The sequence below is a fragment of the Afifella pfennigii DSM 17143 genome (assembly GCF_000688515.1).
Lineage (GTDB): Bacteria > Pseudomonadota > Alphaproteobacteria > Rhizobiales > Afifellaceae > Afifella > Afifella pfennigii.
On sequence record NZ_JHZK01000007.1, the window covers coordinates 102,115 to 127,600 of the forward strand.

At 67.3% G+C, this 25,486-nt stretch carries 25 protein-coding genes; 22 read left to right on the forward strand and 3 right to left on the reverse strand.

The features are described 5' to 3' along the window. Positions 1–40: 40 nt before the first annotated feature. The 13 genes from Q331_RS0107865 (at position 41) to Q331_RS22955 (ending at position 13,486) form a co-directional block, all read left to right on the forward strand. Positions 41–1,816: an arginine--tRNA ligase gene (locus tag Q331_RS0107865; RefSeq protein WP_026380235.1), complete on the forward strand. Its 1,776-nt coding sequence runs from the start codon at positions 41–43 to the stop codon at positions 1,814–1,816. Between the two features lie 47 nt (positions 1,817–1,863). Then, positions 1,864–3,915 carry an SPOR domain-containing protein gene (locus tag Q331_RS0107870; protein ID WP_026380236.1) on the forward strand — a complete coding sequence of 684 codons (2,052 nt, stop codon included), beginning with the start codon at positions 1,864–1,866 and terminating at the stop codon, positions 3,913–3,915. 29 nt (positions 3,916–3,944) lie between these two features. Then, positions 3,945–4,967 (forward strand): beta-N-acetylhexosaminidase, encoded by a 1,023-nt coding sequence (nagZ, locus tag Q331_RS0107875; RefSeq protein WP_026380237.1) that lies wholly within the window; start codon positions 3,945–3,947, stop codon positions 4,965–4,967. Further along, positions 4,964–5,761, forward strand: coding sequence for a segregation and condensation protein A (locus Q331_RS0107880; protein WP_026380238.1), 798 nt, complete (start codon positions 4,964–4,966; stop codon positions 5,759–5,761). Before nagZ ends, Q331_RS0107880 begins: the two co-directional genes overlap by 4 nt. Next, positions 5,754–6,416 carry an SMC-Scp complex subunit ScpB gene (gene scpB, locus Q331_RS20550; protein WP_407637767.1) on the forward strand — a complete coding sequence of 221 codons (663 nt, stop codon included), beginning with the start codon at positions 5,754–5,756 and terminating at the stop codon, positions 6,414–6,416. Before Q331_RS0107880 ends, scpB begins: the two co-directional genes overlap by 8 nt. Positions 6,417–6,473: 57 nt before the next feature. Further along, on the forward strand, positions 6,474–7,592 hold the full coding sequence (locus tag Q331_RS0107890) for an ABC transporter ATP-binding protein (protein ID WP_026380239.1): 1,119 nt from the start codon (positions 6,474–6,476) through the stop codon (positions 7,590–7,592). 64 nt (positions 7,593–7,656) lie between these two features. After that, positions 7,657–7,884 (forward strand): twin-arginine translocase TatA/TatE family subunit, encoded by a 228-nt coding sequence (locus tag Q331_RS0107895; protein WP_026380240.1) that lies wholly within the window; start codon positions 7,657–7,659, stop codon positions 7,882–7,884. A 33-nt stretch (positions 7,885–7,917) separates the two neighbouring features. Then, the gene (gene tatB, locus Q331_RS22950; RefSeq protein ID WP_051630807.1) at positions 7,918–8,472 is read left to right on the forward strand and encodes a Sec-independent protein translocase protein TatB; all 555 of its coding nucleotides are present in this window, start codon (positions 7,918–7,920) and stop codon (positions 8,470–8,472) included. Beyond that, positions 8,469–9,290, forward strand: a complete 822-nt coding sequence (gene tatC, locus Q331_RS0107905; protein WP_026380241.1) for a twin-arginine translocase subunit TatC — start codon at positions 8,469–8,471, stop codon at positions 9,288–9,290. The genes tatB and tatC overlap by 4 nt, the downstream gene beginning before the upstream one ends. Positions 9,291–9,406: 116 nt before the next feature. Next, positions 9,407–10,711 (forward strand): serine--tRNA ligase, encoded by a 1,305-nt coding sequence (serS, locus tag Q331_RS0107910; protein ID WP_026380242.1) that lies wholly within the window; start codon positions 9,407–9,409, stop codon positions 10,709–10,711. Beyond that, the gene (gene surE / locus Q331_RS20560) at positions 10,708–11,502 is read left to right on the forward strand and encodes a 5'/3'-nucleotidase SurE (protein WP_051630809.1); all 795 of its coding nucleotides are present in this window, start codon (positions 10,708–10,710) and stop codon (positions 11,500–11,502) included. The genes serS and surE overlap by 4 nt, the downstream gene beginning before the upstream one ends. A 5-nt stretch (positions 11,503–11,507) precedes the next feature. Next, the gene (locus Q331_RS0107920; RefSeq protein WP_245615555.1) at positions 11,508–12,170 is read left to right on the forward strand and encodes a protein-L-isoaspartate(D-aspartate) O-methyltransferase; all 663 of its coding nucleotides are present in this window, start codon (positions 11,508–11,510) and stop codon (positions 12,168–12,170) included. A gap of 116 nt (positions 12,171–12,286) precedes the next feature. Beyond that, positions 12,287–13,486 (forward strand): M23 family metallopeptidase, encoded by a 1,200-nt coding sequence (locus Q331_RS22955; RefSeq protein ID WP_051630811.1) that lies wholly within the window; start codon positions 12,287–12,289, stop codon positions 13,484–13,486. A 120-nt stretch (positions 13,487–13,606) separates the two neighbouring features. Here Q331_RS22955 and Q331_RS0107930 read toward each other — a convergent pair whose 3' ends face one another. Further along, positions 13,607–14,515, reverse strand: coding sequence for an ATP-binding protein (locus tag Q331_RS0107930; protein WP_084174893.1), 909 nt, complete (start codon positions 14,513–14,515; stop codon positions 13,607–13,609). 135 nt (positions 14,516–14,650) lie between these two features. On the opposite strand from Q331_RS0107930, the gene yajC reads away from it, so the two are divergent. From yajC to Q331_RS20570, 5 genes are read left to right on the forward strand one after another with little or no spacing between them, the layout of a single operon-like run. Then, entirely contained in the window at positions 14,651–14,986 is a 336-nt protein-coding gene (gene yajC / locus Q331_RS0107935; protein ID WP_026380245.1) for a preprotein translocase subunit YajC, read from the forward strand. Between the two features lie 27 nt (positions 14,987–15,013). Further along, positions 15,014–16,618, forward strand: coding sequence for a protein translocase subunit SecD (secD, locus tag Q331_RS24130; RefSeq protein ID WP_026380246.1), 1,605 nt, complete (start codon positions 15,014–15,016; stop codon positions 16,616–16,618). A gap of 8 nt (positions 16,619–16,626) precedes the next feature. Further along, positions 16,627–17,565: a protein translocase subunit SecF gene (secF, locus tag Q331_RS24135; RefSeq protein WP_026380247.1), complete on the forward strand. Its 939-nt coding sequence runs from the start codon at positions 16,627–16,629 to the stop codon at positions 17,563–17,565. Next, on the forward strand, positions 17,565–17,978 hold the full coding sequence (locus Q331_RS0107950) for an Mth938-like domain-containing protein (protein WP_034491455.1): 414 nt from the start codon (positions 17,565–17,567) through the stop codon (positions 17,976–17,978). The genes secF and Q331_RS0107950 overlap by 1 nt, the downstream gene beginning before the upstream one ends. Positions 17,979–17,995: 17 nt before the next feature. Further along, positions 17,996–18,838, forward strand: a complete 843-nt coding sequence (locus Q331_RS20570; protein ID WP_051630813.1) for a phytoene/squalene synthase family protein — start codon at positions 17,996–17,998, stop codon at positions 18,836–18,838. A gap of 10 nt (positions 18,839–18,848) precedes the next feature. Here Q331_RS20570 and trmFO read toward each other — a convergent pair whose 3' ends face one another. Next, positions 18,849–20,243: a methylenetetrahydrofolate--tRNA-(uracil(54)-C(5))-methyltransferase (FADH(2)-oxidizing) TrmFO gene (gene trmFO / locus Q331_RS0107960; RefSeq protein WP_026380248.1), complete on the reverse strand. Its 1,395-nt coding sequence runs from the start codon at positions 20,241–20,243 to the stop codon at positions 18,849–18,851. A 115-nt stretch (positions 20,244–20,358) separates the two neighbouring features. Here trmFO and Q331_RS20575 point away from each other — a divergent pair, with 115 nt between their 5' ends. The 4 genes from Q331_RS20575 to Q331_RS0107980 all read left to right on the forward strand — a co-directional run bounded on the left by Q331_RS20575 (position 20,359) and on the right by Q331_RS0107980 (position 24,455). Continuing rightward, entirely contained in the window at positions 20,359–21,318 is a 960-nt protein-coding gene (locus tag Q331_RS20575; RefSeq protein WP_034491457.1) for a cation diffusion facilitator family transporter, read from the forward strand. A 225-nt stretch (positions 21,319–21,543) separates the two neighbouring features. Continuing rightward, positions 21,544–22,602 (forward strand): cytochrome-c peroxidase, encoded by a 1,059-nt coding sequence (locus tag Q331_RS0107970; protein ID WP_026380249.1) that lies wholly within the window; start codon positions 21,544–21,546, stop codon positions 22,600–22,602. A gap of 164 nt (positions 22,603–22,766) precedes the next feature. After that, positions 22,767–23,600, forward strand: coding sequence for an aldo/keto reductase (locus Q331_RS0107975; protein ID WP_026380250.1), 834 nt, complete (start codon positions 22,767–22,769; stop codon positions 23,598–23,600). A gap of 48 nt (positions 23,601–23,648) precedes the next feature. Continuing rightward, positions 23,649–24,455, forward strand: a complete 807-nt coding sequence (locus Q331_RS0107980; protein ID WP_026380251.1) for a YdcF family protein — start codon at positions 23,649–23,651, stop codon at positions 24,453–24,455. On the opposite strand, the gene Q331_RS0107985 is transcribed toward Q331_RS0107980, so the two are convergent. After that, positions 24,452–25,396, reverse strand: coding sequence for a DMT family transporter (locus tag Q331_RS0107985; protein WP_026380252.1), 945 nt, complete (start codon positions 25,394–25,396; stop codon positions 24,452–24,454). The two genes, Q331_RS0107980 and Q331_RS0107985, sit on opposite strands and share 4 nt — an antisense overlap. Positions 25,397–25,486: the final 90 nt, after the last annotated feature.

The following is a 25,486-nucleotide window of genomic DNA, read 5'->3' on the forward strand; positions in this document are numbered from 1 at the left end:
CGACGAACGCCGCAGGAAGCGGCGAGGGAACCGATTTCGCATGAACCTATTCGATGTTTTTGCCGAGCGGATCAGATCCGCTCTCGGCAAGGCCGTTCCGCAAGCTGCCTCGCTTGCCGACGACATTCTGGCGCGGGTCGTCGTGGAGCCGCCGCGCGATCCGGCGCATGGCGACCTTGCCAGCAACGCCGCGCTGATCCTCGCCAAGCCGCTCGGCATGAAGCCGCGGGACATCGCCACGCGCCTGGCCGCGGAGCTCGCCCACGATCCTGAGGTGGAGGCCGCCGAGGTCGCCGGGCCGGGCTTTCTCAACCTGCGCCTGGCGCAGGGCTTCTGGGCGCGCGAGCTTGGCGCCATCCTTCACGCCGGCGAGCGCTACGGCTATGGCGAGCCCGGCTCCGGCGAGGCGGTCAACGTGGAATACGTCTCGGCGAACCCGACCGGGCCGATGCATGTCGGCCATTGCCGGGGCGCCGTCGTCGGCGACGCCATCGCCAATCTCTTGGCGGCGATCGGCGAGGCGGTGAGCCGCGAATACTATATCAACGATGCCGGCGCGCAGGTCGACGCGCTCGCCCGCTCCGTCTATCTGCGCTACCTGGAAGCGCTTGGCGAGGCGATCGGCGAGATTCCGAAGGGGCTCTATCCGGGCGACTATCTGGTGCCCGTCGGCAAGGCGTTGGCGGAGACGCACGGCGCGGCGCTGAAGGCGATGCCGGAAGAGGAATGGCTGCCCCTGGTGCGCGATTTCGCCATCGAGGCGATGATGGCGACGATCCGTGACGACCTCGCCAGGCTGAATATCTGCCATGACGTCTTCTTCTCGGAGCGCACGCTGACGGCGGAGGGCAACGACAAGGTAGCCGAGCTCATCGATTGGCTGGAGGCGCGCGATCTCGTCTATTGGGGCACCCTGCCGCCGCCCAAGGGGCACGAGCAGGATGGCGGCGAGGAAGAGGCCTGGGACGAACGCGAGCAGCTTCTCTTCCGGGCGACCGAGTTCGGCGACGACGTCGACCGGGCGCTGAAGAAGGCGGATGGCAGCTACACCTATTTCGCCTCCGACATCGCCTATCACTACGACAAGTACCGTCGCGGCTTCGCCCATATGATCGACATCTGGGGTGCCGATCACGGCGGCTACGTCAAACGCATGCGTGCCGCAGTGAAGGCGATCTCGGAAGGCGAGGCGGAGCTGGAGGTGCAGCTCTCCCAGCTCGTGCGCCTGTCTCGCGGCGGCGAGCCGGTACGCATGTCCAAGCGGGCGGGCGATCTCGTCACCCTGCGCGACGTGGTGGAGGAGGTCGGGCGCGACGCGGTGCGCTTCATGATGCTGACGCGCAAGGCCGACGCGCCACTCGACTTCGACTTTCAGGCCGTGACCGAGCAGTCGAAAGACAATCCGGTCTTCTATGTGCAGTACGCGCATGCGCGCACGGCCTCCGTGCGGCGGCAATTTCGCGAAGAGCTGCCGGAAGTTCCGCTGGAGGCTTCCTTGCTGGCCGCCGCGGACCTCTCCAGGCTCGCCGATCCGGGAGAACTGCAGCTGGTCAAGATCCTGTGTGACTGGCCACGCGTTTTGCGGGCGGCAGCACTAAGCAGGGAGCCGCATCGTATCGCGTATTACCTTTATGACCTTGCGAACGCTTTTCACGTTCACTGGAACAAAGGCAAGGAGTCGCCGCAATTACGCTTCATTAAGTCTGATGATATAGAAACGTCGAGGGCTCGGCTCGCGCTGGTGACAGCCGTTGGAATGGTGATTCGAGCCGGCCTCAATGTTCTCGGGGTCGCAGCGCCCGAGGAGATGCGCTAATCTAAAAGGGCGCGACGTTACCCGTAACAACGCGTAAGGTTTAGCTGATGGCGGATAATCGCCCGAAGACTCCCGGTGGAAGCTGGGGCCGTGGCAACCAGCCTGGCGAGCACGAAGAGGACGATCCTCTCGTCGAGCTCGCCCGCATCGTCAGCGAGGACGGCTCGTATTTCGGCTCCCATGGCCGAGGCGATCGGCCGGCCGCTCCGGAACGGAGCGAGCCGGAACTGGAGACCTTTTCCTCCGAGCTGGAAGCGGAGCTGATGCGCGAGTTCGAGCAGACGCAGGGCGATGCCCCGGCGCAGCCGGGCTCGATGCCCGCGAGCCCCTCGGCCTATCGCCCCATCGGCGAAAGCCTGCCCGATTGGAGCGCGGAGCAACGCGAGGCCGCCGCCGCCGAGCCTGCCCCGGAAGAGCCGCCGGCCGGCGCCGGCCCCAGCCCTTACGATCCGCACGAGAGCGACATTCTCGCCGCACTCGCACAGGAGCTGGAGCAGGAAGGCAGCTACCGGCCGGAGCCGACCGCCGAGGAACGCCGCGAGGCCGGCCATGCGGATTGGTCGGGCGAGGAGGATTTCGAGACGCTTCTGGAAAGCGATTTGAGGCGCGAGGAGGACGATTGGGGCGGCGAGGCGCCGGCGGAAGTCTACGAGGACGAGCCGCCGAGCGAGGAATATGCGCCCGCCGGATACGACGTTGCGGAGGATTACGACGCGCCCGGCCGATATGAGAGCGCCGGCTTTTCCGAGCCCGCCAATCCTTATCTGGACGAGCCGGAGACGCGCGACTTCCAGGAGCCGCAGACGGGCGCGCTTCACGGACGCGATCTTCGTCGTTCGGGTGGGCTGGAACTGCGTCTCGACCATGCTGATGCGCTGGAGAGCCGCTTCGGCGAGCCGCCGCGGCGCGAGGGCGGGGCGGACGATTTGGAGGAACTCGGTAGCGAGTTTCCCTTCCTCAACGAAAGCGAGCCCTTGGTCACGCCCGCGGATGCGGAGCCTGATGGGCCCTCGGAGCTCGCCGGAAAGGCCCGGCAGGGCAAGACGAAGCGCGCCGGGCTGATGGCCCTTGCCGGGGTGCTGGGCGTCGTGGTGATCGGCGGCGGCGTTTTCGCCATGCTCGGCGGGCAGGAGGGCGATCCGGACGAGGTGCCGGTGATCACCGCCGACAGCGAACCGGTGAAGGTGCCGGTGGAAGATCCGGAGGACGGCGGATCGGAAGAGGTCGGCCAGGCCGTTTTCGACCGCGTGGCCGGCCGCGAGACGACGACGGAAGGACAACTCGTCGACCGCAACGAGGAGCCGCGCGAGATCGCACGCATCGTGCTGCCCAACGGGCAGACGGGAGAGGCGGGCCAGGCAGACGAGGACGGCAAGATCGCCGCGCGCATCTCCGACGAGACGCAGGTGCCGGAAATCGGCCCCGAGGTGACGCCGATCGGACCGAAGAAGGTGCGCACGGTGATCGTCAGGCCGGACGGCACCATCGTGGAAAGTCCCGAGCCGCAGACGACGGCTTCCGACGAGCCGACAGAAATCGCCGGCCCGGCGCCGGCGGAGAACCCGGAGCCTGTGCGCGTGCAGAGTGTGCGCGTGGGCGAGGACGCGGCCGCAACCGGGTCCGAGAGCCCGGCGCTCGGCTCCCCGAGCGGCCCTCTGGCCGGGGGGCAGCCGCAGGAGCCGACTGCACGTGAGAGCGAGCCGGTCGATTTCGCCAACCTGCCCGCGCCTCGGCCGGCGCCGCCGGCCTTGCAGGCGCCCGAGCCGACAGCGACGCCAACCGCGACGATGACCGCGCCGGAGCCACAGGTCGCCGCCGTCGAAACCCAGCCGGTCGTCACTGAGACGCCGCCTGCCGGCTGGGCCGTGCAGGTGAGCTCGCAGCGTAGCGAGGAACAGGCGCGGGCGAGCTTCACCAGCCTGCAGCAGCGCTTCCCAACGCTGCTCGGCGACCAGCAGCCCTATATCCAGGAGGCCGATCTCGGCGACAAGGGCGTCTATTACCGGGTACGCGTCGGCCCGATGGCGGACCGCAACGCCGCCATTTCCCTGTGCGAGGATCTGAAGAGCGCCGGCGGCTCGTGCTTCGTCACGCGCTGAGCCGCCAATACGACAGCCGGACCGCCTGAATGCCCACCAAGGCGTTCATCTGTGGCCTGGCGGGAACCTCGCTCGGCTCCGAAGAGCGCGCTTTCCTGCGCCAGGAACGACCATGGGGCGTGATCCTCTTCGCCCGCAACGTCGGCACGGCCGAGACGTTGCGGCGGCTATGCGCCGATATCCGCGAAGCTCTGGAGGCGCCGGATCTGCCCATCCTCATCGACCAGGAGGGCGGGCGCGTGCAGCGCATCCGCCCACCCTTGGCGCCGGCCTATCCGCCGGCCGCGGCCTATGGCGCGCTCTATCGGCGCGATGCCCAGGCGGGCATCGAGGCCGCACGGCTCGGCGCGCAGCTCATCGGCCTCGACCTGACATCCTTCGGCATCAACGTCGATTGCCTGCCGGTGCTCGACATTCCCGCGCCGGGCAGCAGCGAGGTTATCGGAGACCGCGCCTACGGCACGACGCCGCAAGCCGTCGCCGCGCTCGGGGCCGCGGCCATGGCGGGCCTCAAAGCGGCCGGCGTCGCGCCGGTCATCAAGCATCTGCCCGGACACGGCCGGGCGAGCCTCGACACGCATCTCGCCCTCCCGGTCGTCGATGCCGACGCGGGATGTCTGGCCGATTGGGATTTCGTGCCGTTTCAGGCGCTGGCGGATAGGGCGAGCCTCGGCATGACCGCCCATATCGTCTTCTCCGCCGTGGATAGCGAGCGGCCGGCGACGCAATCGCCGACGGTGATTGCTAACATCATCCGTGAGCGAATCGGTTTCGATGGCCTGTTGATGACCGACGATATCTCCATGCAGGCGCTTTCCGGCGATCTTGGCGAGCGCGCGCGGCTCGCCCTTCGGGCGGGATGCGATCTCGTGCTGCACTGCAACGGCGAGATGGCGGAGATGCGCCTGGTGGCAAAGGTGGCGCCAGAGCTTGCCGGCGCCGCGCTGGAACGCGCGCGAAGGGCCGCCGCGGCCATGCCGCAAGCGAAGGCTGCCGACCGCGGCGCCGTTGCGGCGCGTCTGTGCGAGCTGATGGGCGAGGGGGTGGCATGAACGGCAAGCGGGACTTCTTCGAGGAGGAACTGGCGCCACGGCCTGGCGATGAGGATATCCTGCTCATCGATATCGACGGCTTTGAGGGACCGCTCGACCTGCTTCTGGCGCTGGCGCGGCACCAGAAAGTCGATCTGACCAAGATCTCCGTGCTCGCCCTCGCCGAGCAATATCTCACCTTCATCGACAAGGCGCGCAGCCTGCATCTTCAGGTCGCCGCCGACTATCTGGTCATGGCCGCCTGGCTCGCCTACCTCAAATCGCGTCTCCTCCTTCCCGATCCGGAGCCTCTGGAAGAGCCGAGCGGGGAGGAACTCGCCGCCCGGCTCGCCTTTCGCCTGACGCGCCTGCAGGCGATGCGCGAGGCGGCGGAGAAACTGACGGAGCGCGAGCGTCTCGGCCACGATGTCTTCGCCCGCGGCATGCCGGAAGGCGTGGCACTCGGCCAGGCGACGGCCTGGCAGGCCGGTCTCTACGATCTCCTGGCGGCCTATGCGGCCCGCCGGGCACGGCATTTCGCCAGCACCATCCAGATGAAGAAGCGCACGGTCATCCCGCTGGCGGAGGCGCGCGAGCGGCTGATGCGTCTCATCGGACCGAGCTCCAGCTGGGCACCGATCGATCACTTCCTCAGCGAATATCTGGTGCGACCGGAATTGCGCGCCACGGCCCGCGCCAGCGCGCTGTCGGCGAGCCTGGAGCTGGTGCGCGAAGGCGAGTTGGAGCTGATGCAGGCGGCGAGTTTCGCGCCGCTCTATGTCCGACGTAAGCCGAAGGAGGACGCGCGTGCCTGATCTCTTCGTCGCCACGGCCGCTTCCAGCAACGTCACCAGCCTGTCGCCGGAGGATCGGCGGCTGCATCTGCGCATGCTGGAGGCCATCCTTTTCGCCGCCACGCAGCCCCTGACGGAGGCCGAGCTCGCAAGCAAGATGCCGGAAGGTATCGAGATCAAGCCGCTGCTGCAGGAATTGCAGACGGCCTATGCCAGTCGCGGCGTCAATTTGCGCCCATCCGGCGACGCCTGGGCCTTCCGCACCGCGCCGGATCTCGGCTTTCTGCTGGAGGAACACCGGCAGGAGGAGAAGAAGCTCTCGCGCCCGGCGCTGGAGACGCTCGCCATCATCGCCTATCACCAGCCGGTGACGCGCGCCGAAATCGAGGAGGTGCGGGGCGTCTCCACGTCCAAGGGAACGCTCGACGTCCTGTTGGAGACAGGCTGGGTGCGCCCGCGCGGCCGCCGGCGCTCGCCGGGCCGGCCGCTCACCTTCGGCACGACGCGGGAGTTCCTCGATCATTTCGGCCTGTCGGAGATCGGCGATCTTCCCGGGCTCGCCGAGCTCAAGGCGGCGGGGCTCCTCAGCGCCACCATCCCGCCCGGCTTTGAGGGCCAGCCGCCTTTCGGCGTGGATGCGGCCGAAGAGGACCTCTTGGAGCGGGAGACCAGCTAGAGCCGCCGCAGCACCGTGGCGCTTGCGTCGCCGGGCGGAATTCCCTAAGGCCCAGCCATGCCAGCCGCGCACCCGACGAAGCCGGCGCGCCGCCGGCGTGCCGCCGCCACGATCGCCTCCTCGCTGAGCTTCGAGGACGTTTCACGCCGCTATGGGCCGGTGACGGCGCTGGCGGGCGTCGACCTGAAGGTGCGCGCCGGCGAGGTTGTCTCGCTGCTCGGCCAGTCGGGCTGCGGCAAGACCACGTTGTTGCGGATCGCCGCCGGGGTGGAAGCGCCAAGTTCCGGCCGCGTCCTCATCGACGAGCGGGTGGTGGCCTCCGAAGCCGTTCTGGTGCCGCCGGAAAAGCGCTCCGTCGGCCTCGTCTTCCAGGATTACGCCCTGTTTCCGCATTTGACGGTGCTGCACAACGTCATGTTCGGGCTCGCGGCGCTTTCTCGCCAGGCGCGCCAGGCGGAAGCGGGAGCGGCGCTGGCGCGCGTCGGCCTCTCGCATCTCGCCCAGGCCTATCCGCACGAAATCTCCGGCGGCGAGCAGCAGCGCGTGGCGCTCGCCCGGGCGGTGGCGCCGCGGCCGGGCATTCTGCTGATGGACGAGCCCTTCTCCGGCCTCGATTCCCGCCTCAGGGAGGCGGTGCGGGCGGAGACCCTGGCGGTGCTGCGCGAGGCCGGGGCGACGGCGGTGATCGTCACCCACGACCCGGAGGAGGCGATGGCCATCTCCGACCGTATCGTGTTGATGCGGGCGGGGCGGATCGTCCAGGAAGGCCGCTCGGAGGATCTTTATCTCAGCCCAGCCTCTCTCTTCGCGGCGCGCTTCTTCTCCTCCCTCAACGAGATCGAGGCGAAGGTCTCGGCCGGCGAGGCGGTGACACCGATCGGGCGCTTCGCGGCTCCGGCGCTTTCGGAGGGGGCGAGGGCGGTGGTGGCGATCCGCCCGCAAGGCGTGCGCCTTGCCCGGCTCAACGGCGAGGCGGCGGGTGTGCGCGGGCGTATCGTCTCGCGGCGCTTTCTTGGCGAAGTGCAGCAATTCGACGTAGCGCTGCAAGGCCTCGACACCTATATCACGGCACGGGGGCGATTGGAGGAAACGCTGGCGGTCGGCACGGAAGTGGCGGTCGGCTTCGATCAGCGAGATGCCTTGGTGTTCCCGGTCGAGGACGAGGGCGTTGGTTGATGGCCGTCTGGCGATTTGCCATAGTCGAACACAACCGACAGCGATGTTTTGAAAGGTTCAAGCCATGTCGATAGGCTTCTGGCAGATCGCGATTATCGCGATCATCATCGTGCTTCTTTTCGGGCGCGGAAAGATTTCCGACCTGATGGGCGATGTTGCCAAGGGTATCAAGAGCTTCAAGTCCGGCCTTGCCGAAGACGACACGCAGAACGAGCCGAAGCAGTCCAAGACCATCGAGCATAACGAAACGCCGACGGTGGAGCCGGCTGAGAAGAAGAGCAACGTCAGCTGATCTCTTCGGCCGCCAGCGGCCTCGGAAGGTTCCATGCTCGATATCGGTTGGACGGAGATCGTAGTTATCGCCGGCGTGGCGATCATTGTCGTCGGTCCGAAGGACCTGCCCGGCATGCTGAGGACGTTCGGCCGCACCATGGGCCAGGTGCGGCGGACCGCCAACGATTTCAAGCGCCAGTTCGACGAGGCGCTGCGCGAGGCGGAGCGGCAGTCGGGCATGGAGGAAACCAAGAAGACCCTGCAATCGGTCTCCAAGATGGACCCGCTCGCCGACGTGAAGAAGGATGTGGAGAAGGCGGTCAACGCCTCCGGGAAAGGTGCATCCGCGAAAAGCCCCTCCGGCAAAGACGCCTCCGGCAAGGACGGCGCCGAAGACGACACCAAGAGCGTGGACGAGCAGAAGCCGGTTCCTTCGGCGCTGGCTGCGGCGCCGGCCACGGGCGCCGACGCGGATGCGCCGTCTGGCGGGACGGTGACACCTGCAAGTGATGCGGGCGATGCCGCGCCTGACGCCGCGCCGCCACGCCAACGCTCCGATGCGCCCGCAACAGGCCAGCGCGACGGGCCCAAGAGCGACGCCGCATGAGCGCGGAGAACAGCGTGGACCCGCGCGAGGATGAGATCGAAGCCTCCCGCGCACCGTTGATCGAGCATCTTATCGAGCTGCGTTCCCGGCTCCTTAAGGCACTCGTGGCGGTGATGATCGCCTTCGTCGTCTGTTTTTACTTCGCCGACACGATCTTCAACCTGTTGATCATCCCCTATGAGCGGGCGGCAGGCTCGGAGCGCGATATCCGCCTCATCTTCACCGCGCCGCAGGAATATTTCTTCACGCAGATGAAGCTCGCCTTCTTCGGTGCTCTCTTCATCGCCTTTCCGGTGATCGCCAATCAGCTCTACAAATTCATCGCGCCCGGCCTCTACCGGCACGAGCGCCAGGCCTTCTATCCCTACCTCATCGCCACGCCGGTTCTCTTCCTCATCGGCGCCGCCCTCGTCTATTTCGTCGTCATGCCGCTCGCCCTCGGCTTCTTCCTGTCGATGGAGCAGACCGGCGGAGAGGGCAAGGCGACGATCGAGCTGCTGCCGAAGGTCAACGAGTATCTCGGGCTGATCATGACGCTGATCTTCGCATTCGGCCTGGTTTTCCAGCTGCCGGTGGCGCTGACGCTCCTGGGACGGGTCGGTATTGTCGATGCGGCCGGCCTGAAGGCGAAGCGCAAATGGGCGATCATGCTGGCCTTCGTCGCCGCGGCGATCCTGACGCCGCCCGATCCCATCAGCCAGATCGGCCTCGCCTTGCCGACCATCCTTCTCTACGAAATCTCCATCTGGGCCGTACGGCGGGTGGAATTGAAGGAACAAGCCGCCGGCAGCGAGAGCGGGGCAGCTTCCAGCAGCTGATCTGGCCTTGGCGGCGCGGCGCTGGCGAGACTTGACCCAGCCACCCGTTGCGTTAGGCCGTTCGGCGCGATTCTAACCTCGGCCCCGCCTGGGGCCCTTCGGAGGTTTCACGAGATATGCTCGACATCAATTGGATTCGGAAGAATCCGGAGGCGCTCGACCGGGCGCTGGCCGACCGCGGGGACGAGCCGGCGGCCGGGCGCCTGATCGCCCTCGACGAGGCCCGCCGCGCCCATGTCCAGGAGCTGCAGAAAGCCCAGGGCGCGCGCAATGCCGCCTCCAAGGAGATCGGCAAGGCCAAGGCCAGCGGCGACGAGGACGCGGCGCAGAAGCTGATTGAGGAAGTCGCCAAGCTGAAGAGCTTCCTGCAGGAGGGCGAGGCCAAGGAACGGGCTCTGGAGGAGGAACTGCGTGCGGCGCTGGCGCAAATCCCCAACGTGCCGCTCGACGACGTGCCGGTCGGCGCGGACGAGAGCGCCAATGTCGAGCTCAGAACCTTCGGCAACCCCAAGCTCGACGATCGAGCCCCGGAGCATTTCGAGATCGGCGAGAACCTCAGCCTGATGGATTTTGAGACGGCCGCCAAGCTTTCCGGCGCGCGTTTCGTCGTCCTCAAGGGCGAGCTTGCCCGGCTGGAGCGGGCGCTCGGCCAGTTCATGCTCGACCTGCATACGCGCGAGCATGGCTATACGGAGGTGTTGCCTCCAATGCTGGTGCGCGACGAGGTGCTCTTCGGCACGGCGCAGCTGCCCAAATTCGCCGAGGATCAATACGCGGCGAACGCGCCGGATGAGGAAGAGGGCGAAACCTCCAGCCGGCTGTGGCTGATCCCGACGGCGGAGGTGCCGCTGACCAACCTGGTGCGCGAATCGATCCTGACGGAGGAGGAGCTGCCGTTGCGCTTCACCGCGCTGACGCCCTGCTTCCGCTCCGAAGCCGGCTCGGCGGGCCGCGATACGCGCGGCATGCTGCGCCAGCACCAGTTCAACAAGGTGGAGCTTGTCTCCATCACCTCCGGCGCGACGAGCCAGCAGGAGCAGGAGCGCATGACCGCCTGCGCGGAGGAGGTGCTGAAGCGCCTGGAGCTGCCCTATCGGGTGGTGGTCCTTTCCACCGGCGATATGGGCTTTGCCGCGCAGCGCACCTACGACATCGAGGTGTGGCTGCCGGGGCAGGGCGCTTATCGGGAAATCTCGTCCTGCTCGGTCTGCGGCGATTTCCAGGCGCGGCGGATGAACGCCCGCTACCGGCCCAGCGGCGAGAAGCAGCCGCAATTCGTGCATACGCTGAACGGCTCGGGCGTCGCCGTCGGGCGCGCCCTCATCGCCGTCATGGAGAATTACGTGAACGCCGACGGCTCCATCACCGTGCCGGCGGCGCTTCGGCCCTATCTCGGCGGCCAGGAGCGGATCGGCGCATGAAAATCCTCGTCACCAACGATGACGGCATCTACGCGCCGGGCCTGAAGATCGCCGAGGAGATCGCCCGCCGGCTCTCCGACGATGTCTGGGTGATCGCGCCGGAGACCGACCAGTCGGGCGTCGCCCATGCCCTGACCCTCAGCGATCCTCTGCGCCTGCGCAAGGTGGACGAGCGCCACTTCGCCGTGCGCGGCACGCCGACCGATTGCGTCATCATGGGGCTGAAGAAGGTGCTCGACGGTAGGCCGGATCTCGTCATCTCCGGCGTCAATCGCGGCCAGAACATCGCCGACGACGTCTCCTATTCCGGTACCGTGGCCGGCGCCATCGAGGGAACGCTGCTCGGCATCCGCTCCTTCGCCCTGTCGCAGGCCTTCGGGCGCGAGAGCGTGGAGCACCCGCACTTCGATTGCGCCCTCACGCATGGCCCGGAGATCATCCGCCGGGCGTTGGAGGCCGAGATCCCCGTCGGCGTGCTGATGAACGTCAATTTTCCCGACCGGGCGGCGGGGAACGTCGCGGGCGTCTCGGTGACCCGGCAGGGACGCCGCGCGGAGGGCTGGCTGCGTATCGAGGAGCGTGCCGACGGGCGCGGCCGGCCCTATTACTGGATCGGCTTCCGGCACACCCAGATGGAGGCGCCGCCGGAGACCGATCTCGCCGCGCTGGCGGCGGGGCGCATCTCCGTGACGCCGCTGTCCCTCGACATGACCGACGAAGCCACGCGCAGCGACCTTCTCGACCATTTCGCCGATCCTCTGGCCAAGCAGCGGGAAGCGAGCGGCACGTGAGCGACATCCCGCCGGTGGAGCCCGATCCCGATGCCCGCATCCGGCTTGCCAGCCTGATCCTGCGGCTGCGCGAGCTCGGCATCTCGAACCGGCGGGTGCTGGCGGCCATCGAGACGGTGCCGCGGGAGGTCTTCGTGCCGGAGGAATACCGCGACGAGGCCTATCTGGACCGGGCGCTGCCGATCGCATGCGGCCAGACGATCAGCGCGCCCTCGGTGGTGGCGATGATGACGGCGGCGCTGGAACCGGAGGAACGGCACCATGCCCTGGAGATCGGCACGGGCTCCGGCTACCAGGCGGCCATTCTCGCCAAGCTCTGTCGCCGGGTGACGACGCTGGAGCGTTACCGGACGCTGCTGGAGGGGGCCGAGACGCGCTGGGCGGCGCTCGGCATCACCAACATCGCCGGCATCGTCGCCGACGGCTCCAAGGGCTGGCCGGCGGGGGCGCCCTTCGACCGTATCCTGGTGACGGCGGCGGCGGCGGTGGCACCGGCCAAGCTGGTGGCGCAGCTCGTCGATGGCGGCATCCTGGTCGCGCCCGTCGGACCGGCCGACGGGGTGCAGCGCCTGACGCTCTTCCGCAAGGAAGGGACGAAGGTGGAGACGCGCGATCTCGGCGCGGTGCGCTTCGTGCCGCTCCTGGAGGGCGTGGCGCGCAATCTTTAGGGATTCTGGCATCGCCCGCGAACCGATTTGCGGCGATTTCGCTCCGTTCTTAACGCCTTTTCAATGTTAATGCTTTTTGATCGCGGCAGCTTTCGGTTGCAGTCGCGAGTTCCTCAATGAGGCAGTATCCACGGTCCACCAATCCCGTCGCCTGGCCGACGCGCATCAGCGTGCTTGCCCTCGTTGCAGGGCTTGGCGCCGGATGCAGCGCCGACGCCGTGCGTCTGACGGAGCCCATCTATACCGGCTCTACGGCGAACCAGCGCCAGGTGATCGCGGCGCAAAGCGCGCCCGGTTATCAAGGCTCGCAGATGGCATCCGCAGGCCCCGTTTCGTCCCAGCCGCTGCCGCCGCCCGCGCCGAGCTATCAGACGGCCTACAATTATCCCGGGCCGAGCGGGGCTCCCCAGCCAAGCTATCAGCAGCAACAGCAGCCTGCGGCGCCGCAAGCCTATACGCCGCCCAAACCTTACGCGCCGAGCGGCATGCCCAAGCCTCTCGGCCGTCTCAACGTCGACGAAAGCGGGCGCCCGGCGCAGCGCGCGCAGCCGGCGAGCGCGCCGGCGCCGCGCCCGGCAACGACGGCTCCGAGGCAGGTCGCCTCGCCGGCGGCTTCCGGCGGAAGCTACACCGTCCAGTCGGGCGATTCGCTATGGACGATCGCCCATAATCACGGCCTGACGACGAGCGAGCTCGCACGCGCCAACAATCTCCAGGACGGCACCATCCGGCCCGGCCAGCGCCTTGTCATCCCAGGTTCCGGCACGACGCAGGTCGCCAGCGTCGATCCGAAGGCGGTGCCGGCGCCCGCCGCCCAGCCGGCCCAGAGCGCGCCGAGCCAGGCGCAGCAGAGCTATTCACCGCCTTCCTCCGACGCCGCGAGCGGCGGCGGGGCGACGCCGGTCGCCACGACGCCAAGCGCCCCGCAGCCTTCGGCGCTCGGCTTCCGCTGGCCGGTCCAGGGCCGCATCATCGACGAGTTCGGCAGCAAGCCCAATGGCGAGCGCAACGACGGCATCAACCTCGCCGTGCCCGAAGGCACGGCGGTGAAGGCCGCCGAGGACGGTACCGTCATCTATGCCGGCAACGAGCTGAAGAGCTACGGCAATCTCGTCCTCATCCGCCACGAGGGCGGCTGGGTCTCGGCCTATGCGCATAACAGCCAGCTGGACGTGAAGCGCGGCGACACGGTACGGCGCGGTCAGATCATCGCCAAGTCCGGCATGACCGGCAACGTGACGACGCCGCAGGTGCATTTCGAGCTCAGGAAGGGCGCAACGCCCGTCAACCCGCTGGAGCACATGGCCTCGGCCTAAGGGCCGTTCCCCGGGGCAAGGGGATGAAAGGGGCGGCTTCGGCCGCCCTTTTCGTGGCTGGGCCTTTTCGTGCCCGGGCCTTTTCGCGTCAGTGCCTTTTCGTGTCAGGCCGTTTTCGTGTCAGGCAAGCCGCTTGCCGACGCGCCCGGCGAGATCCTGAATGAACTGCCAGGCGACGCGGCCCGAACGCGCGCCCCGGGTCGTCGCCCATTCCAGCGCCTCGGGTCGCCATTCGGCCTCCGGCACGCCGAGCGAGAAGTGCTCCACATAGGCGCGCACCATGGCGAGATAATCGTCCTGGTCGCAATGGTGGAAGCCGAGCCAGAGGCCGAAACGGTCCGACAGGGACACCTTCTCCTGCACCGCCTCGGACGGATTGATGGCGGTGGAGCGCTCGTTCTCGATCATGTCGCGGGGCAGAAGATGCCGCCGGTTGGAGGTGGCGTAGAAGATGACGTTCTCCGGACGTCCCTCCACGCCGCCCTCAAGCGCGGCCTTCAACGATTTGTAGGACGTATCGTCCGCATCGAACGACAGATCGTCGCAGAAGAAGATGAAGCGCTCCGGCCGGGCGCGGATGAGATTCATCAGCGCCGGCAGGCTGGCGATATCCTCGCGGTGGATCTCCACGAGCTTCAAGGGCGTATCGGGATGCTCCGCCGCGACGGCGGCATGGGCCGATTTCACCAGCGAGGACTTGCCCATTCCGCGCGCGCCCCAGAGCAGGGCGTTGTTGGCGGCAAATCCCCGCGCGAAGCGACGGGTGTTGTCGAGGAGCGTGTGGCGGGAGCGTTCGATGCCCTGCAAGAGCTCGATTTGAAGGCGATTGACCTTCTTCACCGGCTGAAGGCGCGGCGGATCCGGCTCCCACACGAAGGCTTCGGCCGCGTCAAGGTCGAGCGGCGGGGGGGCAGGCGGCGCCAGGCCCTCCAACGCGCCGGCGATGCGTTCCAGGAGCGGGCGGATTTTTTTCGTTGCGTTCTTCGACACGAGGTTCTGGCCTTTCCCAAGAGCTCGTGCCGGTAGCATGGGCGCGCCCGTCGCGGAAGCGCCTCCCCAGGAGGAAGGTTAGGTGGCCAGGGCGGTTGCAAAGGGGCGCGCCACAGCTATAGTCCGCGCCGATTTGGGCCCCTGTGGCCCTCACACACGAATTCCGAGGCCTTCATGTTCATCACTCCGGCCTATGCCCAGGGCGCAGGCGCCGGCGGCAGCGAAATGCTGATTTCGCTGCTGCCCTTTATCCTGATCTTTGTGATCATGTATTTCCTCATCATCCGGCCGCAGCGCCAGCAGGCGAAGAAGCGCGAGGAAATGCTGAAAGCCATCCGCCGCGGCGATACCGTCGTCACCGGCGGCGGCCTCATCGCCAAGGTCACCAAGGTGGTGGACGACAACGAGCTGGAGCTACAGATTGCCGACGGCGTCAAGGTGAGGGCACAAAGAGGGCTCATCTATGACGTTCGCAGCAAGGCGGAGCCGGTGAGCGGCTCTGCCTCGTAAGCCGGCAATTCCGGGACCATCCTTTTCATGCTCTATTTTCCGCGCTGGCAGATAGCTCTCGTAGCTCTCATCGTCCTGGCCGGCATCGTCATCGCTGTGCCGAACCTGTTCTCGGCACCGACGGTACAGTCCTGGCCGTCCTTCCTGCCCAAGCGACAGATCGTGCTTGGCCTCGATTTGCGGGGCGGGGCGCATCTGCTCTTGCAGGTGGAGCGCGATTCCCTCGTCAAGGATCGGGTGGAGACGCTGACGGACGATGTGCGCCAGATCCTGCGCGAGGAGCGCATCGGCTACCGCAATCTGCGCGCCCGCGGCGAAAGCGTCTCCTTCACGCTGCGCGATCCGGCCGACGCGGAACGCGTGCGCGAGCTTCTGGAGCCGCTGACGCAGCCTATCCAGTCGGGCCTCTTCGGACAGGGGGCGGTCAGCGAGGTCGACATCGCGCGCAGCGGCGACAGCTTCGTGCTGGAGCTGCGGGAAGCCGGTATCGAGGAACGCATGCGCTCGGCCGTGGAGCAGAGCCTGTCGGTCCTGGGGCGGCGCGTCAACGCGCTCGGCACCACCGAGCCGACCATTCAGCGCGAAGGGACCGACCGCATCCTGGTGCAGGTGCCGGGGCTGGAGGATACCCGACGGCTGAAGGATATCCTCGGCCAGACGGCGCGCATGACCTTCCATCTGGAATGCCCGGAGGGCGACATCATCTCCGCGCAGCAGAGCCGCCCGCCGGCCGGCTGCGAGATCGCCGAGCCGGTCGACCCGAATGACGGGCCGATCCTGATCGAATCGCGTGCCAGGCTTTCCGGTGACGATCTCGTCGACGCGCAGCCGGCCTTCGACCAGCAGACCAACACGCCGATCGTCACCTTCCGCTTCAATTCGCGCGGCGGCTCCGTCTTCGGCCAGCTCACGCAGGAGAATGTCGGCCGGCGCTTCGCCGTCGTGCTCGACGACAAGGTGATCACGGCCCCGGTGATCCGCACGCCCATCCTCGGCGGCTCGGGGCAGATCGAAGGCAATTTCACCGTGGAGAGCGCGCAGAACCTCGCCGTGCTGTTGCGCGCCGGCGCCTTGCCGGCGGACCTCACCATCGTGGAGGAACGCACCGTCGGGCCGAGCCTCGGGCGCGATTCCATCGCCGCGGGCGAGACGGCCGCGCTGATCGGCACGGTCGCTGTCGTCCTGTTCATGTTCCTGGTCTACGGGCTGTTCGGGCTCTTCGCCAATATCGCCCTCATCGCCAATATCGTGCTGTTATTCGCGCTGCTGACCATCCTGCAAGCGACGCTCACCTTGCCCGGTATCGCCGGCATTGTGCTCACCGTCGGTATGGCGGTCGACGCCAATGTGCTGATCTTCGAGCGCATACGCGAGGAGGCACGGCAGGGCCGCTCGGCCATCAACGCCATCGAAGCAGGCTTCAGCCGGGCGCTCGGCACCATCCTCGACGCCAACATCACCACGCTGATCGCCGCCTTCGCGCTGTTCGCGCTCGGCTCCGGCCCGATCCGCGGCTTCGCGGTCACCCTGGCGCTCGGTATCCTGACGACGATGTTCACCGCCTTCATGCTGACCCGCCTCATCGTCGCCTTGTGGGTACGCAGCCAGCGCCCCAAGACCGTGCCGATCTGAGACCCGCCATGCCGATACGCCTCATCCCCGACGACACCAATATCGCGTTCATGAAATATGCGCGCTGGGCCCTCCCGGCGTCGCTGGTGGCGATGGTCGCCTCCATCCTGCTGTTCTTTGCCGTCGGGCTTAATCTCGGAATCGACTTCAAAGGCGGCACGCTCATCGAGGTCCAGAGCAAGGCCGATGTGGCCGATCTTGCGGAAATCCGCAGCCGGCTCGCACCGCTCGGGCTCGGCGATGTGGAGGTGCAGGGCTTCGGCACGCCGAACGACGTGCTCATCCGCATCGTGGCCCAGCCGGGCGGCGACGAGGCGCAGCAGGAGGCCGTGCGCAAGGTCCAGGACGTGATCGGCCTGGACGAATATACCTATCGACGCGTGGAAGTGGTGGGGCCGCGCGTCTCCAGTGAATTGGCGCAGACCGGCACGATCGCCGTCCTGGTGACGCTGGTGGGCGTCCTCTTCTACATCTGGTTCCGCTTTGAGTGGCAGTTCGCCGTCGGCGCCATCGCCTCGCTGCTGCACGACGTTATCCTGACCATCGGCTTCTTCGCCGTCACACAGCTGGAGTTCAACCTTTCCTCCATCGCTGCGATCTTGACCATTGTCGGGTACTCGCTGAACGATACGGTGGTGGTGTTCGACCGGGTGCGCGAGAATTTGCGCAAGTACAAGCAGATGGTGATCGGCAATCTCATCGACATGTCGATCAATCAGATGCTGTCGCGCACGCTGCTCACCTCGGTGACGACGCTGATCGCTCTCTTCGCCCTGTTCTTCTTCGGCGGGGCGGTGATCCGCTCCTTCACCGCTGCGATGATCTGGGGCGTGTTCATCGGCACTTATTCCTCCATCTTCATCGCCGCTCCGGTGCTTATCCGCCTCAATCTGCGCCCCGACAGCGTCGCCAAGCCGGCCGCCTCGGGCGAGAGCACGGCGGGCTGATGGCGCCGCCGAAGGCGGAGGGGCAGGCGGTTTCGCAAGGCGGTCGCTATCCCGGCCGGGCGGCCATCGACGCCTATGGCAATGGCGGCTTCCGCTTCGCCGAGATGTCGCATCGCGGCTCCATCCTCCTGTTGCCGAGCGCCATCCTCGCCTGGCCGGTGATGCGCCCGGAGGAGATCACGCTCGCCGCGTTCGACGCGGTGCTGGCGGAGGCTAGGGCCATCGACGTCCTGCTGGTTGGTACGGGGACGAGCGCCGTGCCGCTGGCACCGGAACTCCGCCGGGCATTGGAGCGCGCCGAGTTGTGGCCGGAGGTGATGCCGACCGGGCCGGCGGCGCGCACGTTCAACATCCTCCTTTCGGAAGACCGGGCCGTCGCCGCGGCGCTCATCGCCGTCGACGACGCCTACTAGCACCGCAAGCTCGGAAGATGACCGAGCCTGACCCAAACCTTGCCGAGACCGTCAAAGCGCGCGACCTGCCGCGCTATTACGCGACGCTGTTCGCGCCGGCCGCGCGGCGCGACGACCTCATGGCGCTCTATGCCTTCGCGGCGGAGGCGGAGAAGGTGGCCGAGCTCGTCAGCGAGCCGGCGCTCGGCGAGATCCGCCTGACCTGGTGGCGCGATGCGCTCGGCGCCGCGCTCGCCGGCGAGAAAAGCGGCGTGCCCATCATCGACCGGCTGGCGCCGGCGCTCGCGGCGCGGCGTCTTTCCGGCGAGGCGCTGGCGGCGCTCACCGAAGCGCGTCAGGCCGATCTCTACGCCGATCCGCCGGAAGATTTCCCCGAGCTGGAAGGACGCCTCGGGGAGACCCAGTCGAGCCTCTTCCAACTCGCCGGTCTGCTTCTGGAGGGCGAGGCGGCAAGCCTTTCGGAGGCGGCGGGCCATGCCGGCATCGCCTACGGCATCGCCATCGGCCTTTGGCGCTTCGCCCAAGAGCGGGCGAGGGGGCGGCTCATTCTCCCGCTTCAGGTGCTGAAAGAGGCTGGTCTCGACGCGGAGACGGCCTACGCGGCGGAGCCCGCGCGCCTCGCCGAGCCGCTGGCCGCGACCGCCGCCTTCGCGCAAGGGCATCAGCAGAAGGCGGTGAGGGCGCTCGCCGGCGTCAAGGGGGATGCCCGCGCCGCCTTCCTGCCGCTGGCGGCCGCCGCGCCGATGCTGCACCGTCTCCGGCGCCATCCGGCCCGGTTCGTGGCGGGCGCGCCGCGCACGCCGGCCCTGACGATGCTCAGCCGCATCGCGCTCGCCGCCGCAAGGGGCGGGCCGCGCTGAAGCTGCGTCTTCAGGCCGCTTGCCTGAGCTCGTTCTTCTCCAGCCAGGCGGCGAAATCGGCGAGCGCGCGCGCCGCCAGCGCCCGCTTGCGGGCAAGGCCGCGCTCCTTGCCCTTCATGCGGCTACCGTCTTCGCGCTGCTGCGGCGCCTCGATTTCCGGGAAAAGGCCGAAATTGACGTTCATCGGCTGAAAATCCGCGTCGGGATCAACGAGGCTTCGCCCGGTGATATGCGCCAGAAGGGCGCCATGGGCGCTGGTCTCGGGCGGCGAGGCGAGCGGGGCGCCAAGCGCCTCGGCGGCGGCGAAACGCCCGGCGATGAGGCCGATCGCCGCCGATTCCACATAGCCCTCGCAGCCGGTGATCTGACCGGCGAAGCGGATATGCGGCGCCCCCTTCATCCTGAGACGCTCGTCGAGAATCTTCGGCGAGCGCAGGAAGGTGTTGCGATGAATGCCGCCGAGGCGGGCGAATTCGGCGCTCTCCAGCCCCGGAATCAAGCGAAAGGCCTTCACCTGCTCGCCGTATTTCATCTTGGTCTGGAAGCCGACCATGTTGAAGAGCGTGCCCTGGCGGTTGTCCTGGCGAAGCTGGACGACGGCGTAGGGCTTTTCCTCCGGGCGGTGGCGGTTGGTGAGGCCGACCGGCTTCATCGGGCCGTAGCGCAGCGTCTGGCGCCCGCGGCTCGCCATCACCTCGATGGGCAGGCAGCCCTCGAAATAGGGCGTGTCCTTCTCCCAATCCCGGAAATCGGCGGTCTCGGCGGCAAGGAGCGCGTCGATGAAGGCCTCGTAGGTCTCGTGCGAGAGCGGGCAGTTGAGATAGGCGGCGGCATCGCCGCCGGGGCCTGGTTTGTCGTAGCGCGACTGGAACCAGGCGACGTTCATGTCGATGCTGTCGCGATGGACGATGGGCGCGATGGCGTCGAAGAAGGCAAGCTCGTCCTCCCCCGTGGCGGTTCGGATGGCGGCCGAAAGCGCGTCGCTGGTCAAGGGCCCGGTGGCGACGACGAGGCTTTCATCGGCGGCGGGCAGGGCGGTCAGCTCGGCCCGCTCCACCTCGATCAGCGGATGGGCGAGGATCGCCTCGCCGACGCTGGCGGAGAAGGCGTCGCGGTCGACGGCGAGCGCCGAACCCGCCGGAAGCTGATGTCGGTCGGCGGAGCGCATGATCAGCGAGCCGGCGAGCCGCATCTCCTGATGCAGGACGCCGACGGCATTGGCGCCGGCATCGTCGGAGCGGAAGGAATTGGAGCAGACGAGCTCGGCGAGCCCGTCGGTCTTGTGGACGGGCGTGGCAACGCCCGGCCGCATCTCCATGAGGATAACGGGAACGCCGGCGGAGGCGATCTGCCAGGCGGCCTCCGAGCCGGCGAGGCCGCCGCCGACGACGCGGACCGGCTTCATAGGTCGGTCTTTCGATTGAATGGGGGAATGCAACGCTTCATGGCCGTAAATGTTGACGCTGGGACCTGCGACCGCAAGGGGCGAGATGGCGGGCCACAACAAAAGCGGGGCGGTTATGGCGGCAGGCACGAAAAGGGTCATCTACGCGGCGCTGGTCGGGAACTTCCTCATCGCCGTGACCAAATTCGCGGCAGCGAGCTATACCGGCTCCTCCGCCATGCTGTCGGAAGGCATCCATTCGCTGGTGGATACGGGCAATCAGGGGCTTCTGCTTCACGGCATGCGGCGCGCCCGCCGGCCGGCCGACAAGCACCATCCTTTCGGCTACGGGGCGGAGGTGTATTTCTGGGCCTTCGTCGTCGCCATCCTGATCTTCGCCGTCGGCGCCGGCGTGTCGATCTACGAGGGGGTTCTGAAAATTCTTGATCCGCACGAGATCGAAAGCCCCTATGTCAACTACATCGTCCTGGCGCTGGCGATGGTCTTTGAGGGCGTTGCCTGGGTCATCGCCTATCGCGAGTTCCAGGCGAGCCGCAACGGCCGCGGCTTCGTCGCCGCCATCCGCCAATCGAAGGATCCTACCGTCTTCACCGTCCTGTTCGAGGACACGGCGGCGATGCTCGGCCTTATCGTCGCGCTCATCGGCGTTTATCTCGCCACGGCGCTCCAGCTTCCCTGGCTCGACGGTGCCGCCTCGATCGGCATCGGCCTCATCCTGGCGGCGACGGCGGTGCTCCTGGCCATCGAGACGAAGGGCCTGCTCATCGGCGAGGCGGCCGATCCGCAGGTGGTGCGCGACATTCGGGCAATCGTGGAGGCGACCCCGACGGTCGACGCGCTCAACGAGATCCGCACGCTGCATCGCGGTCCTTCCGATATCCTCTTGGCGATCTCCGTCGACTTTGAAGACAACCTCACCGCCGGCAAGGTTGAGGAGGCGATCCAGCGTCTGGAAGTGGCGATCAAGGAGCGCTTTCCAGCGGTGCGCCGCCTGTTCATCGAGGTGCAGTCGGCAGGGGATCACCGGGCGATGCAAGCCGCAGAAGCGATGCAGGCGGCGAAGACCCGGGCCTGACGCCTTGGCGCGGTCGGCGCTGCGGCATAACGGCAAGGCTTCTTTGGAATTGATATAAATCAAATCCGGTGTTGAAACGAGTCTCCTAGGCTCTCGTGCGCGACCTTTGAGATAACGGGGCTGGGCGCGGGGAACCGAAGAGCATCGATGGAGGAGGATCGTCTGGTCGCCGATCCGAATCGTTGCCGTCCTTTTCGCCGATGCCTCTGGAAAATGGAGTGCATAATGAACCGCTTGCTGGTCTCGCTCCTGATGGCAGCCGGGCTTGGCACGGCTGCGCAGGCTGCCGATGACGAGTTGATGAACCGGGCGAAGGAGCTGTTCGAGCCCATTCCGACGATGGTGCAGGCGCCGGACGGCAACGCCATCACCCGCGAGAAGGTCGAGCTCGGCAAGATGCTCTACTTCGATCCGCGGCTGTCATCGAGCCAGATCCTGAGCTGTAATACCTGCCACAATCTGGGGCTTGCCGGCACCGACCTGCAGCGGACCTCCGTCGGCCATGGCTGGCAGCGCGGCCCGCGCAACGCCCCCACGGTGTTCAACGCCGTGTTCAACATCGCCCAGTTCTGGGATGGGCGCGCGGAAGACCTGAAGGCGCAGGCTGTCGGGCCGATCCAGGCGGCCGTGGAGATGAACGCAACGCCTGATCATGTCGTCAAGGTCCTGAACAGCATGCAGGAATACAAGGACCGCTTTGCGCTCGCCTTCCCGGGCGAGGAGGATCCGATCCAGCTTGGCAATGTCGGCAAGGCCATCGAGGCCTTCGAGGTAACGCTCGTCACGCCGGCCTCGCCGTTCGATCAGTTCCTGGAGGGCAACGCCAACGCGCTCAACGAGAAGGAGCGCGAGGGGCTCGCCCTGTTCATCGACAAGGGCTGCGCGGTCTGCCATGCGGGCGTCAATGTCGGCGGCCAGGCCTACTTCCCCTTCGGCGTCATGGAACGTCCGGGCGCCGATATCCTGCCGCCGGACGACAAGGGCCGCTTCGCAGTGACGAAGACCGCCTCCGACGAGTACGTCTTCCGGGCCGGCTCGCTGCGCAACATCGCGCTGACGGCGCCCTACTTCCACAGCGGTCAGGTGTGGAGCCTGCGCCAGGCTGTGGAGGTCATGGCGACGTCGCAGCTCGGCACCGAGCTGACCGAGACCGAGGTCGACGCCATGGTCGCCTTTCTGCACACGCTGACCGGCGAGCAGCCGCAGGTGGAGTATCCGCTCTTGCCGCCGAGCACCGACACGACGCCTCTGCCCGAGCTGATGGTGCCCGGCCAGGATGGCTGAGCGCTAAAGGGCGCAAGACGATGCCAAGAGGGGCCGCCGCGCGCGGCCCCTTTCCTTTGCGGCTGTGATGGCGCCGCCTTAGCGTTGAAGGCGCCGGCGAGCGCGCCAATTGCGCGTTCAAGCGAGGCATTCTGCCCAAGCGTCCGGCCCATGAAGGAGGAAAGATGACCCTTACCGTCTCCGCGAACGGCGCCGAAATCCCGGCCATCGGCTTCGGCACCTGGGAATTGCGCGGCGAGACCTGCCGACAGATGGTCACGCGCGCGCTCGATGCGGGCTACCGGCATATCGATACGGCGGCGATGTATGCCAACGAGCGTGAGGTGGGCGATGCCATCCGTGACCATGTCACCGCGCGCGAGGATATCTTCCTCACCACCAAGGTCTGGTACACGGATGTCGGCGACGGGGCGCTGCAACGCTCCGCCGAAGCCAGCCTTGAGAAGCTCGGCATCGACAAGGTCGATCTTCTCCTCATCCATTGGCCGAGCCCGAGCGTGCCCTTCGACGAGCAGATAAGGGCGCTCTGCAAGGCGAGGCGGCAAGGACTTGCCGCCCATATCGGCATCTCCAACTTCCCCTCCGACCTGGTGGAGGCGGCGATGCGGCATGCGAGCGAGCCGCTCGTCGCCAACCAGGTGGAGTATCATCCCTATCTCGACCAGCGTGCCGTCCACGCCGCCTGCCGCAAGCACGGGCTGGCGCTCGTCGCCTATTCGCCGATCGACCGCGGCCAGGTGCTGCAGGAAGCCGTCATCGAAGAGATCGCGGAGGAAAAGGAAAAGACGCCCGCCCAGATCGTCTTGCGCTGGCATATCCAGCAGGAAGGCGTCGTCGCCATTCCGCGCTCCTCCAGGGCGGAGCGCGTGGAAGAGAATATCGACATCCACGATTTCGCCTTGACGCCACAGGAGATGGGCCGCATCTCCGCCCTGGCGCGGCCCGACGGGCGGCGCATCGACCCGCAATGGGCGCCGCGCTGGGACGCGGCGGCCTAGCATCGCGCGGCCTTGGCGAGCTAGCGTTCCGGAGATAAGCGGGAGGGCATGTTCTTCGTCCTCTCCAAGGTCGGCGGCTTCTTTCTCGCCCCTTCCAATGCGCTCCTCATCCTCGCCTTCCTCGGGGCGGGACTGCTCATGCTACGCCTGCCTCGCCTTGGCGGGGCGGCACTCGCCCTCGCGCTTCTCGGCATTGCCGCCTGCGGCTGGGGGCCGCTCGCCAATTGGCTGATCCTGCCGCTGGAGAACCGCTTTCCCCGGCCGGCCGCCAGCGCCTCGCCGCCCGACGGCATCATCGTCTTGGGCGGGGCTCTCTCCGACCGGGTGAGCGCCTTGCGCGGTTCCGGGCTGGAAATGACGGAAGCGGGCGACCGGGTTCTGGCGATGATCAGCCTCGCCCAGGCCTTCCCGCAAGCGCGCATCGTCTTTTCCGGCGGCAGCGGCAGCCTCGTCTTCGCCAGCCCCGTCGCCGAAGCGGCGCTGGTGGGCGGGCTCGCCGAGAGCTTCGGCCTGGCGCCTGGGCGGGTGGAGGTGGAGAGCGGATCGCGCAACACCGCCGAGAACGCCGTCTTCTCGCGTGAGCTCGCCGCGCCGAAGCCGGGCGAGACCTGGTGGCTGGTGACCTCCGCCTATCATATGCCGCGCGCCATCGGCGCCTTCCGCGCCGCCGGGTTCAATGTCACCGCCTATCCGGTCGATTACCGGGCCGCCGAGGACGATTGGTTCCTGCCCTTCCGCCGTATCGGCGAGGGATTGCAGCGCACCGATATCGCCTTTCGCGAATGGGTCGGGCTTCTCGCTTATCGCTTCACCGGCCGCATCGACACCCTGTTTCCGGGCCCCGAACCAGGCTAGCGGCTGGCAAGGCGGGCGACGAAGAAACCGGAAAGCACGAGAAGAAGCGCCAACGCCACGCTCGGCGAAACGCTCTCGCCGAGCGCCAGGGCGGAGATGAGGATGCCGGCGACCGGCATCAGATAGGAAGCGAGCGACATGAAGGAATAGCCGACGCTCGCCGCGATGTGGAAGCGCAGCACATAGGAAAGCCCGGTGCCGACGACGCCGAGCCACAGAACGGCAAACAGCGTCATGCCGCTCAGCGGCTCGACCGGCGGCAGACCCCACCAAAGGGCGACCGGCACCAGAAAGAGAAACGCGCAGGCCAAATTGCCGAGCGCCATCGTTTCGCGTCCGACGCCTGGGACGTAGCGGATCATCGCCCCGGCCGCGACATAGCACAGATTGGCGCAGAAGACGGCGAGCTGAGCGGTGAGCTCGCGGCCGATACCGGAGAAGGCCTCCACCCCGATGATCGTGAGGACGCCGGAAAAGCCGAGGGCGACGCCGATGAGCTTCGGCCAGCTCAACCGGTCGTCGCGCGTGGTCAAATGGCTGACCACGAGCGCCAGGAAAGGCCCCGAGCCCATCAACAGCGAGGCGACGCCGGCGTCGATATATTGCTCGGCCCAGGCGATGAGGAAAAACGGCACGACCGTGTTGAGCGCCGCCATGGCGGCGAGCATCGCCCAGGTTCTTGTGCCCCGCGGCACGCCGGCGCCGATCATCTGCGTCCAGGCGAGCATGACGAGAAAGCCGATGCCGACCCTCAGCATGACCACCTCGACGGGCGCATAGGCCGTCACGGCGACCTTGATGGCGGGAAAGGCGGAGCCCCAGACGAAGCCGAGAAGCACGATGAGACCGAGATCGCCGAGGCCAGGCCGGCGGATGGGGGCGAGGCCTCCATTCGCGCGCCTTGCATCGAAATCCGTCGAATCTGAATGCAGGCGGGACATGGCGGCGGGCTTCGGGTGTGCGGGCCTAGCGGAGGGCGGGCGAAGTTGCGGGCAGCGGATCGCCTTCGCCCCGGACGGCGTTAAAGTGTT

Excerpts from the sequence above, each read along its gene's own strand:
- Q331_RS0107865 (WP_026380235.1), top strand. The coding sequence starts at position 41 with ATGAACCTATTCGATGTTTTTGCCGAGCGGATCAGATCCGCTCTCGGC.
- Q331_RS0107870 (WP_026380236.1), top strand. The coding sequence starts at position 1,864 with ATGGCGGATAATCGCCCGAAGACTCCCGGTGGAAGCTGGGGCCGTGGC.
- nagZ (WP_026380237.1), top strand. The coding sequence starts at position 3,945 with ATGCCCACCAAGGCGTTCATCTGTGGCCTGGCGGGAACCTCGCTCGGC.
- Q331_RS0107880 (WP_026380238.1), top strand. The coding sequence starts at position 4,964 with ATGAACGGCAAGCGGGACTTCTTCGAGGAGGAACTGGCGCCACGGCCT.
- Q331_RS0107890 (WP_026380239.1), top strand. The coding sequence starts at position 6,474 with ATGCCAGCCGCGCACCCGACGAAGCCGGCGCGCCGCCGGCGTGCCGCC.
- Q331_RS0107895 (WP_026380240.1), top strand. The coding sequence starts at position 7,657 with ATGTCGATAGGCTTCTGGCAGATCGCGATTATCGCGATCATCATCGTG.
- tatB (WP_051630807.1), top strand. The coding sequence starts at position 7,918 with ATGCTCGATATCGGTTGGACGGAGATCGTAGTTATCGCCGGCGTGGCG.
- tatC (WP_026380241.1), top strand. The coding sequence starts at position 8,469 with ATGAGCGCGGAGAACAGCGTGGACCCGCGCGAGGATGAGATCGAAGCC.
- serS (WP_026380242.1), top strand. The coding sequence starts at position 9,407 with ATGCTCGACATCAATTGGATTCGGAAGAATCCGGAGGCGCTCGACCGG.
- surE (WP_051630809.1), top strand. The coding sequence starts at position 10,708 with ATGAAAATCCTCGTCACCAACGATGACGGCATCTACGCGCCGGGCCTG.
- Q331_RS22955 (WP_051630811.1), top strand. The coding sequence starts at position 12,287 with ATGAGGCAGTATCCACGGTCCACCAATCCCGTCGCCTGGCCGACGCGC.
- Q331_RS0107930 (WP_084174893.1), bottom strand. The coding sequence starts at position 14,515 with ATGCTACCGGCACGAGCTCTTGGGAAAGGCCAGAACCTCGTGTCGAAG.
- yajC (WP_026380245.1), top strand. The coding sequence starts at position 14,651 with ATGTTCATCACTCCGGCCTATGCCCAGGGCGCAGGCGCCGGCGGCAGC.
- secD (WP_026380246.1), top strand. The coding sequence starts at position 15,014 with ATGCTCTATTTTCCGCGCTGGCAGATAGCTCTCGTAGCTCTCATCGTC.
- secF (WP_026380247.1), top strand. The coding sequence starts at position 16,627 with ATGCCGATACGCCTCATCCCCGACGACACCAATATCGCGTTCATGAAA.
- Q331_RS0107950 (WP_034491455.1), top strand. The coding sequence starts at position 17,565 with ATGGCGCCGCCGAAGGCGGAGGGGCAGGCGGTTTCGCAAGGCGGTCGC.
- Q331_RS20570 (WP_051630813.1), top strand. The coding sequence starts at position 17,996 with ATGACCGAGCCTGACCCAAACCTTGCCGAGACCGTCAAAGCGCGCGAC.
- trmFO (WP_026380248.1), bottom strand. The coding sequence starts at position 20,243 with ATGAAGCCGGTCCGCGTCGTCGGCGGCGGCCTCGCCGGCTCGGAGGCC.
- Q331_RS20575 (WP_034491457.1), top strand. The coding sequence starts at position 20,359 with ATGGCGGCAGGCACGAAAAGGGTCATCTACGCGGCGCTGGTCGGGAAC.
- Q331_RS0107970 (WP_026380249.1), top strand. The coding sequence starts at position 21,544 with ATGAACCGCTTGCTGGTCTCGCTCCTGATGGCAGCCGGGCTTGGCACG.
- Q331_RS0107975 (WP_026380250.1), top strand. The coding sequence starts at position 22,767 with ATGACCCTTACCGTCTCCGCGAACGGCGCCGAAATCCCGGCCATCGGC.
- Q331_RS0107980 (WP_026380251.1), top strand. The coding sequence starts at position 23,649 with ATGTTCTTCGTCCTCTCCAAGGTCGGCGGCTTCTTTCTCGCCCCTTCC.
- Q331_RS0107985 (WP_026380252.1), bottom strand. The coding sequence starts at position 25,396 with ATGTCCCGCCTGCATTCAGATTCGACGGATTTCGATGCAAGGCGCGCG.